This window comes from Enterobacter cloacae complex sp. BZL2005 (assembly GCF_049238885.1).
In the GTDB taxonomy this organism is placed as follows: Bacteria; Pseudomonadota; Gammaproteobacteria; order Enterobacterales; family Enterobacteriaceae; genus Enterobacter; species Enterobacter roggenkampii.
Window position 1 is genome coordinate 24,652 of the sequence record NZ_JBMKGI010000016.1, and the last position, 18,820, is coordinate 43,471.

17 protein-coding genes are annotated in these 18,820 nt (G+C 55.4%); 8 read left to right on the forward strand and 9 right to left on the reverse strand.

What is annotated here, in order from left to right; all coding sequences use genetic code 11:
• Positions 1-14 precede the first annotated feature (14 nt).
• The gene (gene yihT, locus ACOTXI_RS20500; RefSeq protein ID WP_058654053.1) at positions 15-890 is read right to left on the reverse strand and encodes a sulfofructosephosphate aldolase; all 876 of its coding nucleotides are present in this window, start codon (positions 888-890) and stop codon (positions 15-17) included.
• Positions 891-907: 17 nt separating this feature from the next.
• Positions 908-1,798 (reverse strand): sulfolactaldehyde 3-reductase, encoded by an 891-nt coding sequence (gene yihU, locus ACOTXI_RS20505; protein ID WP_025912311.1) that lies wholly within the window; start codon positions 1,796-1,798, stop codon positions 908-910.
• A gap of 155 nt (positions 1,799-1,953) precedes the next feature.
• On the opposite strand from yihU, the gene ACOTXI_RS20510 reads away from it, so the two are divergent.
• Both ACOTXI_RS20510 and ACOTXI_RS20515 read left to right on the forward strand, forming a co-directional pair.
• A complete protein-coding gene (locus ACOTXI_RS20510; protein ID WP_058654052.1) occupies positions 1,954-2,850 on the forward strand; it encodes a sugar kinase in 897 nt (298 codons plus the stop codon).
• 34 nt (positions 2,851-2,884) lie between these two features.
• Positions 2,885-3,679, forward strand: coding sequence for a DeoR/GlpR family DNA-binding transcription regulator (locus ACOTXI_RS20515; RefSeq protein WP_021242785.1), 795 nt, complete (start codon positions 2,885-2,887; stop codon positions 3,677-3,679).
• A 40-nt stretch (positions 3,680-3,719) separates the two neighbouring features.
• On the opposite strand, the gene ACOTXI_RS20520 is transcribed toward ACOTXI_RS20515, so the two are convergent.
• Together ACOTXI_RS20520 and ACOTXI_RS20525 are read right to left on the reverse strand one after the other, a co-directional pair.
• Positions 3,720-6,584, reverse strand: coding sequence for an autotransporter outer membrane beta-barrel domain-containing protein (locus ACOTXI_RS20520; protein ID WP_058654051.1), 2,865 nt, complete (start codon positions 6,582-6,584; stop codon positions 3,720-3,722).
• Between the two features lie 71 nt (positions 6,585-6,655).
• On the reverse strand, positions 6,656-7,273 hold the full coding sequence (locus ACOTXI_RS20525) for a hypothetical protein (protein WP_045352966.1): 618 nt from the start codon (positions 7,271-7,273) through the stop codon (positions 6,656-6,658).
• Positions 7,274-7,820: 547 nt separating this feature from the next.
• Between ACOTXI_RS20525 and ACOTXI_RS20530 the strand changes: the two genes are divergently transcribed.
• The 6 genes from ACOTXI_RS20530 (at position 7,821) to fabY (ending at position 12,014) form a co-directional block, all read left to right on the forward strand.
• On the forward strand, positions 7,821-8,564 hold the full coding sequence (locus tag ACOTXI_RS20530) for a winged helix-turn-helix domain-containing protein (RefSeq protein WP_008501841.1): 744 nt from the start codon (positions 7,821-7,823) through the stop codon (positions 8,562-8,564).
• Positions 8,528-9,031, forward strand: a complete 504-nt coding sequence (locus ACOTXI_RS20535; protein WP_227009864.1) for a hypothetical protein — start codon at positions 8,528-8,530, stop codon at positions 9,029-9,031. Before ACOTXI_RS20530 ends, ACOTXI_RS20535 begins: the two co-directional genes overlap by 37 nt.
• Before the next feature lie 88 nt (positions 9,032-9,119).
• Complete coding sequence (gene yihX, locus ACOTXI_RS20540; RefSeq protein ID WP_008501839.1) at positions 9,120-9,719, forward strand: glucose-1-phosphatase; 600 nt, start codon at positions 9,120-9,122, stop codon at positions 9,717-9,719.
• Positions 9,713-10,594, forward strand: coding sequence for a virulence factor BrkB family protein (locus ACOTXI_RS20545; protein ID WP_032622951.1), 882 nt, complete (start codon positions 9,713-9,715; stop codon positions 10,592-10,594). The genes yihX and ACOTXI_RS20545 overlap by 7 nt, the downstream gene beginning before the upstream one ends.
• Positions 10,591-11,028, forward strand: coding sequence for a D-aminoacyl-tRNA deacylase (gene dtd / locus ACOTXI_RS20550; RefSeq protein ID WP_008501836.1), 438 nt, complete (start codon positions 10,591-10,593; stop codon positions 11,026-11,028). Before ACOTXI_RS20545 ends, dtd begins: the two co-directional genes overlap by 4 nt.
• Before the next feature lie 44 nt (positions 11,029-11,072).
• Positions 11,073-12,014 (forward strand): fatty acid biosynthesis protein FabY, encoded by a 942-nt coding sequence (gene fabY / locus ACOTXI_RS20555; RefSeq protein ID WP_008501835.1) that lies wholly within the window; start codon positions 11,073-11,075, stop codon positions 12,012-12,014.
• 8 nt (positions 12,015-12,022) lie between these two features.
• Here fabY and ACOTXI_RS20560 read toward each other — a convergent pair whose 3' ends face one another.
• From ACOTXI_RS20560 to fdnG, 5 genes are all read right to left on the reverse strand, one after another.
• Positions 12,023-12,943 carry an alpha/beta hydrolase gene (locus ACOTXI_RS20560; RefSeq protein WP_008501834.1) on the reverse strand — a complete coding sequence of 307 codons (921 nt, stop codon included), beginning with the start codon at positions 12,941-12,943 and terminating at the stop codon, positions 12,023-12,025.
• Positions 12,944-13,162: 219 nt separating this feature from the next.
• Positions 13,163-14,092 (reverse strand): formate dehydrogenase accessory protein FdhE, encoded by a 930-nt coding sequence (fdhE, locus tag ACOTXI_RS20565; protein WP_008501833.1) that lies wholly within the window; start codon positions 14,090-14,092, stop codon positions 13,163-13,165.
• Positions 14,089-14,724: a formate dehydrogenase cytochrome b556 subunit gene (gene fdoI, locus ACOTXI_RS20570; protein WP_008501832.1), complete on the reverse strand. Its 636-nt coding sequence runs from the start codon at positions 14,722-14,724 to the stop codon at positions 14,089-14,091. Before fdoI ends, fdhE begins: the two co-directional genes overlap by 4 nt.
• On the reverse strand, positions 14,721-15,623 hold the full coding sequence (gene fdxH / locus ACOTXI_RS20575; protein ID WP_008501831.1) for a formate dehydrogenase subunit beta: 903 nt from the start codon (positions 15,621-15,623) through the stop codon (positions 14,721-14,723). Before fdxH ends, fdoI begins: the two co-directional genes overlap by 4 nt.
• A gap of 12 nt (positions 15,624-15,635) precedes the next feature.
• Positions 15,636-18,686, reverse strand: a complete 3,051-nt coding sequence (gene fdnG / locus ACOTXI_RS20580) for a formate dehydrogenase-N subunit alpha (protein WP_088728449.1) — start codon at positions 18,684-18,686, stop codon at positions 15,636-15,638.
• Positions 18,687-18,820: the final 134 nt, after the last annotated feature.

The window sequence follows — 18,820 nt, forward strand, 5'->3', positions numbered from 1 at the left end:
GTTCGGGTCCTTTGTTAACGGCGAGCCATCATTTCGTCGACGATCTCACCCAGACGCTGAAGTTTGGGGACGGAGATATCACGCAGCATCAGCTCGGTGTCCGGCAGGCCAATCACAGAGGACCAGACGGCGCGACCGGCTAAAAAGCCCGATGCCCCCGCCTGCATGGCGACGCTTACGGCGCGCGGGAAGAGCTTATCGTCCACGCCGGAGGAGAGGATCACCCACGGCATGGCGATGTTCTCGTTCAGCTTTTGCGAGGCCGCCAGCAGTTCCTGCTGCGTGCCCTTACCAAACAGCGGCATCTCCACCTTATAGAGGTCGGCACCGCTGTCGCCCAGCTCTTTCGCCGCATCGATAATCGCCTGTTCGCGGTTAAATTCGGCTCCGCGACGCGGCGGACGCACCACCGGCTCGATAATGCTCAGCAGCCCGTTGTCGTGGCACAGCGTATTGAACGCTTTCACCATCTCCAGGCGCTGCTGCGGATCTTCATCGCTGCGCCACAGCACCAGCAGCTTCAGTGCTTTGCCGCCATCGCGTTTGACCACCTGCGCGTCGACGTTCTTGTCGATCGCCACGCTGTCGACCGGAATACCGTTCCCCGGAATAAACTCGTCGGCGGCCACAATCATCGCGCAGCTTTTGGCCACGGCCTGCTGCTCGACAATCTGGCGATAGCAGAACTGCTGGTCGACGAGAATGGCAGAGGCGTACGGCGACAGAATTTTTGCCGCGTTGACCTTAAAATCGGTCAGGTTCTGGTCGGTTACCGGCACCGGCGCGCCTGCGGCGGCAAACATCAGGCGCATCGCTTCGCGCTGATCCACGGCCAGCATCGCAAAACCGCCGGAAGGTCGGGTGATATCTTTCAGGGTGTACATCGTCATTCCTCAGTCCTTTCGTATCAGTGTGTTTTTTTCAGCCCGGCAGATGCGCGAACCTGTTCAAGAATGGCCGTCCAGTCTTCGCGCCCGCGCCCGGCGGCGCGTGCCTGGTTGTAAACTTCGCGGGAAGCCGCGCCCAGCGGCATCGGAACGTGGAGCTGGTTGGCCACGTCGAGGGCGATCCCCAGATCTTTATGCGCAAGGTCGATCATGAAGGCGGGAGAAAGATCCCCTTTCAGCACCTTGTTCGGCCAGGATGTCGTGAAGTGGCCTTTACCCGCCGGCGTACCGCTCATGACCTTGAGCGCCACGTCAAAGGAGAGGCCAAGCGCTTCGCACAGCACGGCGGCCTCGGCGGAAAGGGCGTTCAGGGCAATGCTCATGTAGTTATTGATAAGCTTCACGCGAATGCCCATGCCTGGCCCGCCGGCGTTAATCAGCTCATTGCCCATCGCCATTAAGACCGGGGTGGCGCGCTCAACCTGCTGCGCCGTGCCGCCTGCCAGCAGGAGCAGCGTGCCGGCGATGGCATGGTCAGAGGTGCGCCCGACAGGCACGTCCATCAGGCTGAAGCCTTGCTCAGCCATGTCGCGGATCAGCGCGTCGGTTTGCAGCGGGTGAATGGTGGACATATCAATGACCAGCGCGTCGCGGGATAACCCTTCGCACACGCCGTGCTCGCCGAACAGGACGCTGCGTACCAGGTCGCCGTTTGGCAGCATGGTGATCACGAATTCGGCGTCCGTTGCTGCCTGCGCGGGCGTTGCCGCCGCCCGAGCGCCGCTTTCAACCAGCGCCTGAATCGCCTGCGGGTTTACGTCAAAGACGTTAAGCTGGTGACCTTGTTTCAACAGATTCTTCGCCATTGGCGCGCCCATCTGTCCTAAGCCGATAAATGCGATTGCTGACATGCCTTTCTCCTGTCACATCGTGTCAATTTTTGCGCGTTTATGTTGTCTGTTTTTGATCGTATTTGTAATTTATAGTCAAAAAATTGACACGGGTCACTTTTTAAACATTTGATGAAATTAAAATGAAGGCATCAGAAATCGCAGAAGGAATCACCATGACTCGCATCGTTTGTGTCGGCATTACCGTGCTGGATCGCATCTGGTATCTCGATGATTTACCAAAAGAAGGTGGGAAATATGTCGCAAAAGACTATACGGAGGTGGGCGGCGGTCCGGCGGCAACGGCGGCAGTGGCGGCGGCGAAACTGGGCGCGGAAGTGGATTTTATTGGCCGGGTGGGGGACGACGATACCGGCAGACGACTGCTTGCGGAGCTGGAATCCCTGGGGGTGAACACCCGCTATACGCGCATAGTTAAGGGAGCCCGATCGTCGCAATCGGCGGTGCTGGTGGAAGCAGGTGGGGAAAGAGTGATTGCCAACTACCCCAGCCCCGATCTCCCTGCGGCGGCAGACTGGCTGCATGAAATCGACTTCTCTCAGTGGGATATTGTCTTAGCCGATGTGCGCTGGCATGACGGGGCAAAACAGGCGTTTACCCAGGCCCGTCAGCAGGGCGTACCGACGTTGCTTGATGCGGATGTCACCCCGCAGGACATCGCGGAGCTGATCGCCCTAAGCGACCACGCGGCCTTCTCCGCGCCGGGATTGCGGCGTTTAACGCAGCGGGATGACACCGAAGACGCGCTGAAAAAAGCACAAACGCTCACAAATGGACATGTGTATGTTACGCAGGGGCGAGACGGGTGCTTCTGGCTGGAAAACGGTGCATTGTGTCATCAGCCCGGCTTTGAGGTGAACGTGGTGGATACCACCGGGGCGGGCGACGTGTTCCACGGTGCGCTGGCGGTCAGCCTGGGGCAGCAATTGCCCGCCGCAGACGCCGTGCGTTTTGCCAGCGCCGTCGCAGCGCTGAAATGCACAAAGCCCGGTGGACGCGCGGGTATACCCGACTGTGATCAAACCCGCTCTTTTTTGTCACTTTTTGTATAAAATGCGGGGCGTGATGGTTTTCAGAGGACAGCCCATGAGCCTTACCGAACTGACCGGCAACCCGCGTCACGATCAGCTGCTGACGCTGATTGCCGATCGCGGCTATATGAACATTGATGAACTGGCGCAGCTGCTGGATGTCTCCACGCAAACCGTGCGCCGGGATATCCGTAAGCTCAGCGAGCAGGGCCTGATCACGCGTCATCATGGCGGGGCGGGCAGGGCATCCAGCGTGGTGAACACGGCGTTCGAGCAGCGTGAAGTCTCGCTTACCGAAGAGAAGCGGGCGATTGCCGAAGCCATTGCGGACTATATTCCCGATGGCTCGACTATTTTCATCACCATCGGCACGACCGTAGAGCACGTTGCCCGGGCGCTGCTCAACCATAACCACCTGCGCATTATCACCAACAGCCTGCGGGTGGCGCATATTCTGTATAAAAACCCGCGTTTTGAAGTGATGGTACCCGGCGGCACGCTGCGCCCGCACAATGGCGGGATTATCGGGCCTGCGGCAACGGCGTTTGTGTCTGGTTTTCGGGCGGATTATCTCGTGACCAGCGTGGGGGCAATTGAGCACGACGGCGCGATGATGGAGTTTGACGTCAATGAAGCCAGCGTGGTGAAAACCATGATCGCCCACGCTCGCCACATTCTGCTCGCGGCCGATCATACGAAATTTACCGCATCCGCGGCGGTAGAGATTGGCAACGTGGCGCAGGCCACGGCACTCTTCACCGATGAGATGCCTGGCTCGGCTCTGCAAACTCACCTGAAATCCAGTAAGGTTGAAATCATCCTGGCCAGTACCAGCGATGATATTGCCTGAAGCAAAAAAAGCCGCTGAGCAAACAGCGGCTTAAATATTGTTATTTAAAGCTATATTTCACCCCTAACATCCCCTGCGTATCGCTGTAGCCTTTATCGCCTATCTGCTGAGCCACGTTGCCCCATACGCTAAGCTGCGGCGTAATCTGCCCCTCTACGCCGGTCTTGAGTTCACCGATATTGCGCGTACCACGCATGTCATTGCTGACGTCATCCATGCGGATACGCGTGGGCTGGGTGTTGTGGATCCAGTTCGCTTCGATAAACGGCTGGAAGGTCCGTGATTTACCGTCGTCAATCGCGTTATGTCCGCTGATGTAGGCCTTTACGCCGAGACGTGTCATCAGGTTGCCCTGAGTCTCGTCTTTCACCCGCGTGCCGTTGCGCTCGCGATGATCGTCAGCCTGCACGTCCATCCAAACGGCCTGCGCTTTCGGCTGGATCCAGTAGCTGTTGCGGTCGCTTTCGCCCACCTTAACGCTATAGCCCGCTTCGACAGAGGCGGTCACGCCGCTGGAACGATAACTCTCAGTGGCCTGATCCTGTCCCATTACCTTATTGTCGAACCAGTTATACAGCACCCAGCTATCAACGTAGGTGCCACTTTTATCCGCCTCGTTTGCGTACCAGGTACCATACAGACCGACGCTATAGCCATTCACTTCACCGCGTGAGCGGTAGCCGGTCAGGCTGGAAGCGCTCCGGCTCTGGCTGTTGCCGTAGCCCGCCATCAGGCCGAGATGCCAACGGTCCAGGCCATCGGTGCTCCACTGGGCGACATCACCACCCAGCTGCAGCACGTAGCGATTGGCGGTGGTTTTTAGCTGGCCGCTGCCGTCTTTAAAACGCGTATGACCGCCGACGTTACGCATCCACAGGCTCGTCACTTTCTGCTCGCCCGTAAGCATGTCGATGTATTGCGTTTCACCCAGACGATCGTGCAGACGGGTCATAAACAGCGTATTGGCCGCATAGCTGTTTGCCAGATAGCTGCCAAATTCCGGACGATACTGGTGCTCGCTTTTCGGTGGTGCGGCTGGGGGAACCGGCTCTTGCGGCGGGATCACCGGGTCAACGGGCGGATCTACCGGGTCCACTGGGTCAACAGGTGGATCTACGGGGTCGACCGGTGGGTCTACAGGATCAACGGGCTCGACCAGGCTGGTCAAAAACCAGTTTTTACCTTTTTGCACAACGTTATAGTCATAGCCCCCCGCCACGATACGGCTGGCCTTCTCAAACGTCCCCTCAGAGTTGCCGCCAACGCTGACAATTTCAATCCCTTCTACGGTTTGCGCGCCGGCACCGCCAATGTTGTTCACTTCCACCCCGGTATGACCGGAGGTGTTGCCTTCAACGATCAGTTTGTCCGTTTCCGAAGTGTCGTCAAACAGCACGGTATTGAAAACCAGCTTGCCGCCGTTGCCGATAAAGTCATCCTTGATGGTCAGCGTTTGCCACGCCGCGTCCTCTGCATGCTGGAAATTAATCGTGCCGCCCGCATTCAGCGTCAGGCTGGTCAGCGTGGAGCTGTCGCGCAGATTCCAGACGGCATCATTCATCGTCAGTGCGATAGTACCGATACCCGCGGCGTTGCTCTCAATGAAGGACGCCCCGTTCCACAGGGAGTTGTCATCCATAATCAGCGTAATGGTACTGTTTTGTGCCGGAAGCGTGCTGGTGGCCGCGACGCCGCCTGCGGAAAGGATATCGCCGTTGAGGATGAACTTGCCTCCTGCGGACGCATCAATCACCCCGCCGTTACTGGCGTTCAGGGCATAGCTACCGCTGTCGCGCTGGCCTGCGGTGGTAATGGTTGCACCACCCGCGAGCGCTATCACGCCGCGCGACCAGGCATACATCCCGTGCGGCGCCTGCGCGGAGCTGCTGGTTTTCTCGCTGCTGTTTACCGCAATGGTGACGTTATCTCCCAGATTCACCGCACCGGTGTACGCGTAGACGCCGTGCGCACTGGCACCGTTGGTCGTGATGGTGACGCCTTCATCAAGGGTGATGTTTGACGAGCCGGTAGAATAAACCCCGGAGGCACTGGCCGCGTCGGTGGTTATCGTCGCGCTTTTGCCTAGCTCAATTTTTGACGCAGAACCCGCGTACAGGCCATAGGCCGATGTGCCGTACGTTTCGATGGTCGCCTCATCGCCCAGCCGGACGTATGAGCCGCTCTGGTTGGTGCGAATGCCCTCAGCGTAAGTCCCGCGCGTCACAATATGCGCACGATCGCCGACGATAACGTTATTTTTTGCCTTTGAGGCATCATTCAGTGCATAAGCGCTAATCCCGCGCCCGGTGCTGCCCGTGGTTTCGATATAGAGATCGTCACCCACATAAATATTGGCGGAGCCGAGAGAACCCTGACTGAAGGAGCTGTACCCGGCATTGATGCCGTCACCGCTTTGGCCGTTAACGTAGATATGGGTGCGGTCACCGGTAATGATAAATACCGGATTGTCCGGCGTGTTCATCCCGTGGGTACGAATACCGTCGACGTCTTTACCATTATTGGCAGCCACTTTTGACTGGGTGCGAATAGTCAGATCGTCACCAAATATCACCCCCGGGCTGCCGGACGTGGAGTTCTGAATAACGGTAACGGAATGCTCAAAGGCTTCCGCCCCAGGCCCTTCGAGGGTGATCCCATCTCCGTAAATCGGGATATTCCCCGGGCTGTACTGGTAGACATAGTTAGGATCTCCGGTATTTTTGCTAAAGTTCGCGTTTGCCGTTGCGGGTATCAGCGCCTGTATTTCTGCAGGCAAATCCGTTACCGCTCCGGAGGCAGGTAAATTAGCAAAATCTATTACCGCTGCATGTGCGGTAAATAGCGCTGACGTTAACGCCAGCGAAATCGCAGCGGCGACTGGTGAGTGTTTCATTAAATATGGCATGACTGCCCCCTTTCTTTCAGGCGTAGAACATCCTCCACACCATTAGATGTGGGTAGGTAAACAGGTTGAAATTACAAAATAGAAACGAGAACTTTATGAATACTGGTGCCTAACTTCCTCTCAAGTCGTATTTTATGAACATAAATTTTTTTAACATCAATGCCGTCTGATTTTATAATCTCCTGGAGGCAAGCACCTGACAAAAATCTGTTCAGTAACGTAAATTCAACAGCGTTCAACATGCTGCCGCGTCTGCTATTTAACCGTCTCCCGGAGAAAAGATGGCTGATTTTTTCCTTTAATATAAAGTCGTTATCATTCGAATAAATAATTCCCTTTATTTCACTGCGCTGCATGAAAAAATAATTGGCCAATGCTTCCAGTTTGCGGTCTGTGATAATCACGATGTTCATGTTAGTTCTCACCAGACGTTCAATCCATTGCGGATCGGCAAGTACGCGCAGGTTGCAAAACGAAAAGTCAACAAATATAAAGCCGCGTAATAAGTGATTCTTGTTTCCTTGCAATATTTTATTTTCTACTGCAATCTGCAGGAAATGGTTACCACCAGGCCAAACTGCGAATGAGGCATTTCCACAATATTGTGAACGTACTGCGTTATCTGGAAATAACTGACAGGACAATTCACAGCTCATACAGCGGACAACCTTATGCGACGATGTCATCATCCAGTCCACTCCTGTCTTATTTTCACTGTCAATATTTCACTGCCATCCAAATGTGTCAATCTTGAAACATATCTCGTGCCCCTCTCTTGTTTATGATAAATAGTGGTGAAGAATATAAATTCCTGGTGATGTCTATTTTGTCAGGCCGTAGCCATAGCGAAAGGACATACTTTGGCCATCGTATTCCAGGACTATTCTTCAGCCCCTTAAGATTATTCGACAAAAAAAATCCCGCAGGACGATTTACGAAATAGCACTAATAGCTAAAGATTCGTTTCTTAAATCGGCTGTAACGACAGTCTTTTCGCGACTTGGGGCTCAATATAATGAGTGGGCCGGGCGAAGTGTAATGAAATCTCATTATGTCGTTTTAGATGAGAGAAACCTAAGAAAACTGTCTTTTAACTGATTGAAAAACAATGTGTTATTCTTAATCTTAGTTGGGGTGGTATCGCGTCCTGATCCTTCTGACCTATACTGTTGTTAAATATACGTATATCTTTCTGGTGTATATAGTTAAGGGTTGTTATTGCTGAGGAAAGGAAAATTGTATCTTATTAACAAATTGGTCGAGTATGATCCAGAAAACAAAAACCTGGTAAATCATATTACCGGGCGCTCGATACAATTGCAGCTTCCTGCCAACCTCTGTTTTCTTTATCTCATCACCCATCCCGGAGAAATAATTTCGCAAAACCAGTTAATGGTGGTGGGATGGGGGGAGCGCAATGACGTCACTACGCCGAATACCTTTTACCAGGCTATTTTGACATTACGCAATGCCCTCGCTGAGGTGGGCTTACCGCGCGATACGGTAAAAACGATTTCGCGTCGCGGGCTTATGCTTTCCGAGGCTACCGAGGTTGAATTATTTGTCCCAACCGCTGAGCCAGTCATAGCCAATAAAGACGCGGTCGTTGCCAATGGCGCCGCAAGGCAGAGGCCAGCCTGGCTGATAATAACGACCGCAACGCTTTTGTTGATCGCGCTTATCAACGGGGGAATATTATATAAAAAGCACCAGAACATGCCGTTTAGTCACTACATTCCCCTTTCAACGGGCAGCATGCCCCAGGCCTGCCAACTTTTTTATGCACCTAACGAACATATTCAGGATCATTACGTGCGCCTGCTAAACAATAATCCCGGTCTGTGTGCCGAAAAACGATACGTTTTTCTCGTCGGCTATAGTAAAACGGAGCGAATCGCGGCGTTTGTCTGTAATAACGATGCGCGAAGGGACGCGACGGCGTTATGTACTACCCATTATTTTTGGGCGCACGAAAAATGATGACTCTCCGGAACGGTATCATTTTGCTGGCGGCATTTCTGGCGGCCGCTATCACCAGTGGCTGGTTAGCTTATTCGCATTTATCGAGTACGCCGATACGCTGTACGGGAGATGTGGAATGGACGATTGGTAAAAACCGATTTGTGGGTACGGTTTCCTGGCGGATGCAGCATCGGGAGGGGTCTACGGTTATTAACGGTAAATTATTTGGTCAGACGGTTACTGAAGTTAATCGTACAATCTATTTTCACTACAGTGACCATGAGAACGCGCGCGTGTTAAATAACAATCGTATTGTTAAAACCTTTGCCGATAATGCGGATGAGGCTGATATCAACGCAACGCTACCGGGTTTTTACCGCACGCCGGGTAGGGAGCTGAGCCTGATGATCGATGAGTATCGGGGGGCCTGGATTTTTGCCGCGTCAAATGTCCCTTCGCTTTACTGTCGTAAAAACGCGCCGTAAAAATCGATCGCACACCTTAGACCGCATCCATAGTCAAATCTCTTTATTCCCGCTACAGTTACCTCTCCACGGCGAGCAGGAGATAAACATGCTTTATATCTTTGATTTAGGAAACGTCATCGTCGATATCGATTTTAATCGCGTGTTGGGTGCATGGAGCGATTTTAGCCGCGTGCCGCTGGCGACCTTAAAGCAGAATTTCGCGATGGGCGAGACCTTCCACCAGCATGAGCGCGGTGAAATCAGCGATGAAGCATTCGCTGAACGTTTCTGCCAGGAGATGGGGCTTTCGTTAAGCTATGAACAGTTTTCCCACGGCTGGCAGGCGGTATTTGTGGCGGTTCGCCCTGAGGTGATCGACATCATGCACAAACTGCGCGAGCAGGGGCATCGGGTCGTTGTGCTGTCAAATACCAACCGTCTGCACACCACGTTCTGGCCTGAAGAATACCCTGAAGTTAAGGCGGCGGCGGATAAGATCTACCTCTCGCAGGAGATGGGGATGCGTAAGCCTGAAGCGCGAATTTATCAGGCTGTTCTGCAGGCAGAGGGATTCACCGCGGCCGATGCGGTCTTTTTCGACGACAACGCCGATAATATAGAGGGAGCTAACCAGTTGGGTATTACGTCAATTCTGGTGACCGGAAAAGAGACGATACCAGACTACTTTGCGAAGCAGCTATGCTAAAAACCGTTCATCAAAAAGCCACGCACCATACTCGCCCGCTGCGGGCCTGGCTGAAACTGCTCTGGCATCGGATTGATGAGGACAATATGACCACGCTGGCGGGTAACCTCGCCTACGTGTCGCTGCTCTCATTGGTGCCGCTGGTGGCGGTCATCTTTGCCCTGTTCTCCGCCTTTCCGATGTTTGCGGACGTCAGCGTGCAGCTTCGTCATTTTGTCTTCGCGAATTTCATTCCGGCAACCGGGGATGTCATCCAGAACTACATTGAGCAGTTTGTTGCTAACTCCAGCAAGATGACGGCAGTGGGGGCATGTGGTCTTATTATCACCGCGCTGCTGTTGATGTACGCCATCGATAACGCGCTGAACACGATCTGGCGGAGTAAAAAAGCGCGGCCAAAGGTCTATTCCTTTGCCGTGTACTGGATGATCCTCACGCTGGGGCCGCTGCTGGCCGGGGCGAGCCTCGCGATCAGTTCGTATCTGCTCTCCCTGCGCTGGGCGAGCGATTTAAACGGCGTGATTGATAATGTGCTTCGCATCTTTCCGTTGATCCTGTCGTGGCTCTCGTTCTGGCTGCTCTATAGCGTGGTGCCGACCACGCGCGTGCCTAACCGCGATGCGGTCGTGGGGGCGCTGGTGGCGGCGTTGCTCTTTGAGCTCGGTAAGAAAGGGTTTGCCCTTTACATCACCATGTTTCCGTCCTATCAGCTGATTTACGGCGTGCTGGCGGTGATCCCCATTTTGTTTGTCTGGGTCTACTGGACCTGGTGTATCGTCTTGCTTGGTGCTGAAATAACTGTCACTCTCGGTGTATACCGCGAACTTAAAAAAGCAGCAGAAGCTGAAAAACAACAAGAAGCAGACCAACCATGATTGCATTGATACAGCGCGTAACCCGTGCCAGCGTCACCGTGGAGGGAGAGGTGACGGGTGAAATTGGCCCAGGACTTTTGGTGTTGTTAGGTGTCGAAAAGGATGATGACGAACAAAAAGCCAACCGCTTGTGTGAGCGCGTGCTGGGCTACCGTATTTTCAGCGATGCGGAAGGCAAGATGAACCTGAACGTCCAGCAGGCGGGCGGCAGCGTGCTGGTGGTTTCCCAGTTTACGCTGGCAGCGGATACCGAGCGCGGCATGCGCCCGAGTTTCTCGAAAGGCGCCGCGCCGGATCGTGCAGAAGCACTTTACGAGTACTTTGTTGAGCGTTGTCGCCAGCAGGAAATGAATACGCAAACCGGACGATTCGCTGCAGATATGCAGGTATCGCTGGTGAACGATGGCCCCGTCACATTCTGGCTCCAGGTATGAGCATACTTACGGCATGGCCGCGGGTAACAAGAGAGAGTACAGCTATGTATCACCTTCGAGTACCGCAAACGGAAGAAGAGTTAGACGCTTATTACCAGTTCCGCTGGGAAATGCTACGCAAGCCATTACATCAGCCAAAAGGCTCTGAGCGCGACGCCTGGGACGCGATGGCCCACCATCAGATGGTGATGGACGAAGAGGGCAACCTTGTGGCCGTCGGGCGTTTGTATATCAACGCCGATAACGAAGCGTCTATTCGCTTTATGGCGGTTCATCCCTCCGTGCAGGACAAAGGTCTGGGGACGCTAATGGCGATGACCCTGGAATCCGTCGCCCGCCAGGAAGGCGTTAAGCGCGTCACCTGTAGCGCCCGCGAAGATGCCGTGGAATTCTTCGCTAAACTCGGTTTTGTGAATCAGGGTGAAATCACAACCCCGCAAACCACCCCGATTCGTCATTTTTTGATGATCAAACCCATCGCCACGCTGGACGATATTCTGCATCGCGCCGACTGGTGCGGACAGCTGCAGCAGGCCTGGTATCAGCACATTCCGCTCAGCGAAAAAATGGGCGTACGCATTCAGCAGTACACCGGACAAAAATTTATTACCACCATGCCGGAAACCGGCAACCAGAATCCGCACCACACCCTGTTTGCCGGAAGTCTTTTCTCACTGGCCACGCTCACCGGCTGGGGGCTTATCTGGCTAATGCTGCGCGAGCGCCATCTGGGCGGCACCATCATTCTGGCCGATGCCCACATTCGCTATAGCGCGCCGATAAGCGGCAAGCCGACCGCCGTGGCCGATCTGGGATCACTGGGTGGCGATCTTGACCGTCTGGCACGCGGTCGCAAGGCGCGCGTACAAATGCAGGTCGAACTGTTTGGCGATAAAACGCCGGGCGCGGTGTTTGAAGGCACCTACATTGTTCTTCCGGCGAAGCCTTTTGGCGCGTATGAAGAGGGCGGGAACGAGGAGGAGTAATCTCCTGTTTACGCTCCCCGGGCGTGCTGAATCCGTCCGGCGATATCCCGCATAACATCTCGCGCTGATTGGCTAATTCCACCAAGCTGGAAGAAGCCATGTATTACTCCCAGCCATCGCTGAGCGGTACACGTCACTTCTTGCTCCGTGAGGCGTTGAAACAGCGCCTCTCCTTCATCGCATAACGGATCGTACTCAGCGGTAACGATATGGACAGCTGGCAGGCCGCTGAAGTCTTCTCGCCACAGCGGGCTAACCTCAGGATGCTTACGGTCGGCTCCAGCCAGATATATTTCATAGCCGCTCAGCAGGGTATCGCGAGTAATTACGTAATCCATGCCGTTGAGGGTATAGCTTTCAAAACTGGCCGTGGCGTCGAGCATGGGGTAGATAAGAATAAGCTGTACAGGCTGCCAGAGCCCTTTAGCCTTAAGCCGCAGCGCCGTTACCAGCGCAAGATGTCCCCCCGCGCTGTCTCCACAAAGTGTAATCCGGTTTTTATCCACGCCCAGTTTGTCCGCATATTGCCAGACCAGATCTGCACCTCTTTCCGCATCGTCATGTGCGGCGGGGAAGGTATGCTCCGGCGCCAACCTGTATTGAATCGCAACCACCCGGCAATTGCCGTAGCAGGCTAACTGACGGAGCTGGTTGTCATGGGTATCAAAGCCGCCGCTGATAAAGCATCCGCCGTGGTAGTAGATGGCAGCAGGCAATAGTTCAGGCGCATTGAGAGGTGAAAATACCCGAATGGTAAGACCCTCAAGAACAAGCGTCTCCACCTGAACGCGCGTTTCGGTCTCCCCGGCAAGCCCTGTGCTGGCAATATAGCCTGCTCGTCGCACCTCAATGCTTTGGCGACGTGACGAGGGCCGCCCTGCAGCGATAAATCCCTGAACCAGCTGTGCAATACCCTTTTCCAGCGCCATGAATAATCCCTTTTACTGTATGGATAAACAGTTTTATAGCCTGGTTTGATTCAAAAGAAAACAAGAATAGTGTTGAGGGCAACAACCTGGAAAGCGGCTCGCAAAGGCGATAACGCGTCTCTCAACGAGAATGGAGAGTATCTGGCATGAAAGGCGGCGGGTATTGCTGTCGAATTACAGGCCGGGCAAGCACGCGCCGCCCGGCACTGTCACAGGGAATTACTCCCCTTCGCCCGGGAACAGGAACGGGTTAATCGAGCTGCGGGCAAAGCCCTCCTGCTCCATCTTCGCGTCCAGAATCAGCGAGGCGAGATCGTCGGCCACCGCTTCGACTTTCGGGTCCTTTTCCTGATAGAGAATCTTCAGGTAGGTGCCGCAGTCGCCGCAGCTTTCGGCTTTCACCGCCGCGTCTTCGTTTTCCAGCGACCAGTAGTTCAGATCGCGGGTCTGCTCGCAGTTGCTGCACTTGATGCGCACCACGTGCCACTCGGTTTCACACAGGTTGCAGTGCAGGTAGCGCAGCCCCTGAGTGGTGCCGATTTGCACCATGCTGGAGACCGGCATTGAGCCACACACCGGGCAGAACTGACGCGCCTCGCCGTATTCGGCGCGAGCTTTGCCCGGGATCAGGCTTGCCATTTGTGCCCAGTAGAGCGACAGGGCTGCCCAGATAAACGGCGCCTTATCGCTGCTGACCAGCGAGAAGTCGGACGCGAACAGCGCGCTCGCCATCTCTTCAAGCTCTTGTTCGGACGCTTTTTCCAGATTCTCAATGACCGCCAGCGCGGTTCCGCTCATTTCCGGCTTCAGCTCGGCAATCAGCGAATGCAGCAGCTTTTGCCAGTGCTTGTCGCGCGGCAGGACGTGAATGTCCAGCGGCGGCTTGCCCTGCGCGTTGGCTTCTTTGATGCGCGCGGTCAGGTCCATTTGCAGCGGGTGGTCGTACAGCACCACTTCCTGCGCGTGGGCGACCAGCGCGGCAAAGCGCAGAAAATCACCCAGCGGGTTGTTCTCTGCCAGCTCGCGCAGACGCTCTGCGCGGCGGTTGTAGAGGTTCTTGAGTCTGGGGAATAACAACGGCGGAATATAATCCGCCGTGCGTTTCTCGCTCGACCCCAGCTCATCTTGCGGGATTATGCGAATACTCATTCAGATGACTTTTCCTGTTTCTGGCGGACTTCACGGTACCAGCGCGGGTGATGTTTCTTCGCCCACGTGCTGGTGACCCATCCCTCCACCATCGCGGTAATGGTGCCTTTCACCCAGAGGGCGGCGTATATATGCACCATGATAACCACAATTAACGCCACTGCGGCAAATGAATGCAGCATCAGCGCGAATCGGATCACCGGGATTGAGAAAGCAGGCGCAAAGTACGGACGCCAGATGATCACGCCGCTGACCAGCAACAGGACCAGGAAGATAATCGCCGCCCAGAATACGCATTTCTGGCCGAAGTTATAACGCCCGGTGTCACCCACTTCCTCGTTGACGACGATCTTACGAATATTCTTCGCCCAAAAGATATCATCCCGATTGATTAGGTTATGGTGCCAGTAGCGGAAAAACATGATGATGAACGACGCGAACATGATGACGCCCACAAACGGGTGCAGGATGCGCGCCAGCTGTGGTGTCCCCATGATCTGCATCAGCCAGTTGAAGGACGGGAAGAAGAACCCCAGCCCGCTTATCGCCGCCAGCATGAAGCAGAAGGCGGTGACCCAGTGGTTGATGCGTTCCGGCGCGGTGTAGCGCACGATGGTGTCACGTTTTCTCATTTGCGCACCTCGTCTTTCTCTTCATGCAGGTTGTCGTCTTCCTCTTCCGCGCGGTTCGGACCGACGCCGACGTAGTGGAAGATGCTCGCTGCAAAGGTGGCAGCAAAGCCCACCGCTGCCAGCGGTTTCCAGATGCCTTTCCAGAACTTCACGGTAGCGCTGATTTCCGGGTTCTCCGGCAGGCCGTGATACAGATTCGGCTTGTCGGCGTGGTGCAGCACGTACATCACGTGCGTACCGCCAACACCGGCCGGATCGTACAGGCCCGCATTGTCGTAACCACGGGTTTTCAGCTCGCCCACGCGCTCTGCCGCCAGCGTTTTCATATCCTCTTTAGAACCAAAGTGGATGGCGCCGGTTGGGCAGGTCTTCACGCAGGCAGGCTCCTGGCCGACGGTAACGCGGTCCACGCACAGGGTGCATTTGTAGACGCGGTTGTCTTCCGGGTTCAGGCGCGGTACGTCGAACGGACAGCCCGCGATGCAGTAGCCGCAGCCAATGCACTGCTCGGACTGGAAGTCGACGATGCCGTTGGCATACTGAATGATAGCCCCTTCTGACGGACATGCCTTCAGGCAGCCCGGATCCGCACAGTGCATACAGCCGTCTTTGCGGATAAGCCATTCCAGCTTGTCGTTCTGCTCTACTTCCGAGAAACGCATCACCGTCCAGGACTTGGCGGTCAGGTCCGCAGGGTTGTCGTACACCCCGACGTTGTGGCCCACTTCGTCACGCAGATCGTTCCACTCAGAGCAGGCCACCTGACAGGCTTTACAGCCGATACAGGTGGTCACGTCGATAAGCTTCGCCACTTCCTGCTGGTGGTCCCGCGCCTGAGGCGCGGGCGTGAAACCGTTAGTCGCGGAACGACGGATGATGTCTTGAGATTGATAAGCCATAAGTCGTCTCCGTTACACCTTTTCCACGTTCACGAGGAAGGCCTTAAACTCCGGCGTCTGCGTGTTCGCATCACCGACGAATGGCGTCAGGGTGTTCGCAATGAACCCTTTCTTCGCCACGCCCTCATAGCCCCAGTGAATTGGGATGCCGATGGTATCCACCTGCTGACCGTGAACGTTCAGCGTGCGAATACGCTTGGTCACCACCGCCTTGGCCTTGATGTAGCCGCGGTTAGAGGAGACCTTCACGGTATCGCCATGGGCAATGCCGAGCTTGTTCGCCAGCTTCTCGCCGATCTCCACAAACTGTTCCGGCTGCGCGATGGCGTTAAGCAGCGCGTGTTTGGTCCAGTAGTGGAAGTGCTCGGTCAGACGGTAAGTGGTGCCCACGTACGGGAACTTGTCCTTTTTACCCAGCGCTTCAAAATCGCTCTTGAAGATACGGGCTGCCGGGTTAGAGACCACGTTCGGGTGCAGCGGGTTGGTGCCCAGCGGCGTCTCAAACGGCTCGTAGTGTTCCGGGAACGGACCTTCCGCCATCTTATCGATAGCGAACAGACGCCCCATCCCTTCAGGCTGCATGATAAACGGCCCGACGTCGCTGCCTGGTGCGGCAGTGCTGTAGTCCGGAATATCCACGCCGCCCCATTTCGCACCGTCCCACTTCAGCAGCTGACGCTTCGGATCCCACGGGTTGCCCTGCGGGTCAGCGGACGCGCGGTTATAGAGGATACGGCGGTTGAGCGGCCATGCCCATGCCCAACCCAGCGTATTGCCCAGACCCGACGGGTCGGCGTTATCGCGGTTGGCCATCTGGTTGCCTTTCGGCGTCCAGCTACCGGCAAAGATCCAGCAGCCGCTGGAGGTGGTGCCGTCGTCACGCAGGTGCGCGAAGGTACTGAGCTGATCGCCTTTCTTCGCCAGCACGGTGCCGGTGGCCGGGTCGATAACGTCCGCCAGCGCCTTACCGTTGCTCTCCATCGCCACTTCTTCCGGCGCTGGGTTTTCCGGCGTCGAGTAGTTCCAGGTCATGTTCAGCACAGGCTCAGGGTTCGCGCCGCCTTCAGCCGCATACATCTTACGCAGGCGTAAGAAGATACCGGCCAGGATCTCGCCGTCGTTCATGGCGATGCCCGGGGCGTCCGCGCCTTTCCAGTGCCACTGCAGCCAGCGCCCGGAGTTGACGATAGAGCCGTTTTCTTCCGCAAAGCAGGTCGATGGCAGACGGAACACTTCGGTCTGAATCTTCGACGGATCGACGTCGTTCGATTCACCGTGGTTCTGCCAGAAGGTCGAGGTTTCGGTATTGAGCGGGTCAATCGTCACCAGGAACTTCAGTTTCGACAGCGACTCAACAACCTTGTTCTTGTTCGGGAACGAGGCAACCGGGTTAAAGCCCTGGCACAGATAGCCGTTCACTTTGCCCTGGTGCATCATCTCGAAATATTGCAGAACGTCGTAACCTTTATCCCACTTCGGTAGCCAGTCAAAGCCCCAGCTGTTTTCCGCCGTCGCTTTGTCACCGAAGAACGCTTTCATCATCGAGACGAAGAACTTCGGATAGTTGCCCCAGTAGTTCACCTGGCCTTCAAGCAGCGGTTTAGGCGTGCTGGCCGTCAGGTAGGTTTGCAGGTCGGTCTGTTTCTCGCTTGGCAGGTTCATGTAGCCCGGCAGGCTTTGGGACAGCAGGCCGAGGTCGGTCAGACCCTGAATGTTGGAGTGACCACGCAGGGCGTTCACGCCACCGCCTGCCATCCCCATGTTGCCGAGCAGCAGCTGAACCATCGCCATGGTGCGGATGTTCTGCGCGCCGATGGAGTGTTGCGTCCAGCCGAGGGCGTACAGGAACGACGCGGTTTTGTCTTTCGCGCTGGTTTCGGCGATCAGCTCGCACACCTTCAGGAAGTCCGCCTTCGGCGTACCGCAGATGTTTTCGACAACCTCCGGCGTGTAGCGGGAGACGTGCTCTTTCAGCAGGTTCCACACGCAGCGCGGGTGTTGCAACGTGGTGTCACGCTTCGCAAAACCTTTCTCATCCAGCTCGTAGTTCCAGCTGGTTTTGTCGTACTTGCGTTTTTCAGCGTCGTAACCGCTAAACAGACCATCTTCGAAGTGGTAATCCTCACGCACGATCAGGCTGGCGTTGGTATAGGCTTCGGTGTATTCGCGGTTGTATTTTTCGTTGGTCATCAGGTACAGCAGTACGCCTGACAGGAAAGTGATGTCAGTACCTGAACGAATAGGGGTGTAGAAATCCGCCACTGACGCAGTACGCGTGAAGCGGGGATCGATCACAATCAGTTTCGCACCGTTGTGGATTTTGGCTTCCATCGCCCAGCGGAACCCGACAGGGTGCGCTTCAGCGGCGTTACCGCCCATCACCACAATGAGGTTGGCGTTCTTGATGTCGACCCAGTGGTTGGTCATCGCACCGCGACCAAATGTTGGAGCAAGACTTGCTACCGTTGGTCCGTGTCAGACACGCGCCTGGTTGTCGACCGCGAGCATACCGAGTGCGCGCGTAAATTTCTGGGTTAAATAACCGGTTTCGTTGCTGGAGGCAGAGGCACACAGCATCCCGGTGGAGAGCCAGCGGTTGACCGTAACGCCGTCGGCGTTTTTCTCAACAAAGTTGGCATCGCGGTCTTCTTTAATCAGTTTAGCGATGCGGTCAAACGCCTCTTCCCAGCTGATTTGCTGCCATTTGTCGGAACCCGGCGCGCGGTATTCAGGGAATTTCAGGCGGCTTTCGGAGTGGATAAAGTCCACCAGACCGGCCCCTTTCGGGCACAATGCGCCGCGGTTAACCGGGTGATCCGGGTCGCCTTCGATATGGAAAATAGACGCTTTGGCGTTTTTAGCACCGTCGCCGAGGCTATACATCAACAGCCCGCAACCGACAGAGCAGTACGTACAGGTATTACGGGTTTCACGGGTGCGCAGCAGTTTATACTGCCGCGTTTCCGCCAGCGCTACGCCGGGCGCAAAGCCCAGTGCCGCTGCCGTGGTGCCTGCCATACCGCCAGCGCAGATCTTAAAGAACTGCCTTCTGCTGACCTGCATGGGTCACTCCTTGTTTCGACATTGCTTACATATGTAGTTTTGACTTCGCGGTTGAAGAATGACCGCAAAGGAAAAAATTTGCGTTAATCCCTCAATTCCACGAGGGATATCATCAGAATACCACATTGTCGGTA

What these genes read in the sequence shown, in the direction of transcription:
- yihT (WP_058654053.1), bottom strand. Translation starts at nt 890, where the DNA reads ATGACGATGTACACCCTGAAAGATATCACCCGACCTTCCGGCGGTTTT.
- yihU (WP_025912311.1), bottom strand. Translation starts at nt 1,798, where the DNA reads ATGTCAGCAATCGCATTTATCGGCTTAGGACAGATGGGCGCGCCAATG.
- ACOTXI_RS20510 (WP_058654052.1), top strand. Translation starts at nt 1,954, where the DNA reads ATGACTCGCATCGTTTGTGTCGGCATTACCGTGCTGGATCGCATCTGG.
- ACOTXI_RS20515 (WP_021242785.1), top strand. Translation starts at nt 2,885, where the DNA reads ATGAGCCTTACCGAACTGACCGGCAACCCGCGTCACGATCAGCTGCTG.
- ACOTXI_RS20520 (WP_058654051.1), bottom strand. Translation starts at nt 6,584, where the DNA reads ATGCCATATTTAATGAAACACTCACCAGTCGCCGCTGCGATTTCGCTG.
- ACOTXI_RS20525 (WP_045352966.1), bottom strand. Translation starts at nt 7,273, where the DNA reads ATGATGACATCGTCGCATAAGGTTGTCCGCTGTATGAGCTGTGAATTG.
- ACOTXI_RS20535 (WP_227009864.1), top strand. Translation starts at nt 8,528, where the DNA reads ATGTACTACCCATTATTTTTGGGCGCACGAAAAATGATGACTCTCCGG.
- yihX (WP_008501839.1), top strand. Translation starts at nt 9,120, where the DNA reads ATGCTTTATATCTTTGATTTAGGAAACGTCATCGTCGATATCGATTTT.
- ACOTXI_RS20545 (WP_032622951.1), top strand. Translation starts at nt 9,713, where the DNA reads ATGCTAAAAACCGTTCATCAAAAAGCCACGCACCATACTCGCCCGCTG.
- dtd (WP_008501836.1), top strand. Translation starts at nt 10,591, where the DNA reads ATGATTGCATTGATACAGCGCGTAACCCGTGCCAGCGTCACCGTGGAG.
- fabY (WP_008501835.1), top strand. Translation starts at nt 11,073, where the DNA reads ATGTATCACCTTCGAGTACCGCAAACGGAAGAAGAGTTAGACGCTTAT.
- ACOTXI_RS20560 (WP_008501834.1), bottom strand. Translation starts at nt 12,943, where the DNA reads ATGGCGCTGGAAAAGGGTATTGCACAGCTGGTTCAGGGATTTATCGCT.
- fdhE (WP_008501833.1), bottom strand. Translation starts at nt 14,092, where the DNA reads ATGAGTATTCGCATAATCCCGCAAGATGAGCTGGGGTCGAGCGAGAAA.
- fdoI (WP_008501832.1), bottom strand. Translation starts at nt 14,724, where the DNA reads ATGAGAAAACGTGACACCATCGTGCGCTACACCGCGCCGGAACGCATC.
- fdxH (WP_008501831.1), bottom strand. Translation starts at nt 15,623, where the DNA reads ATGGCTTATCAATCTCAAGACATCATCCGTCGTTCCGCGACTAACGGT.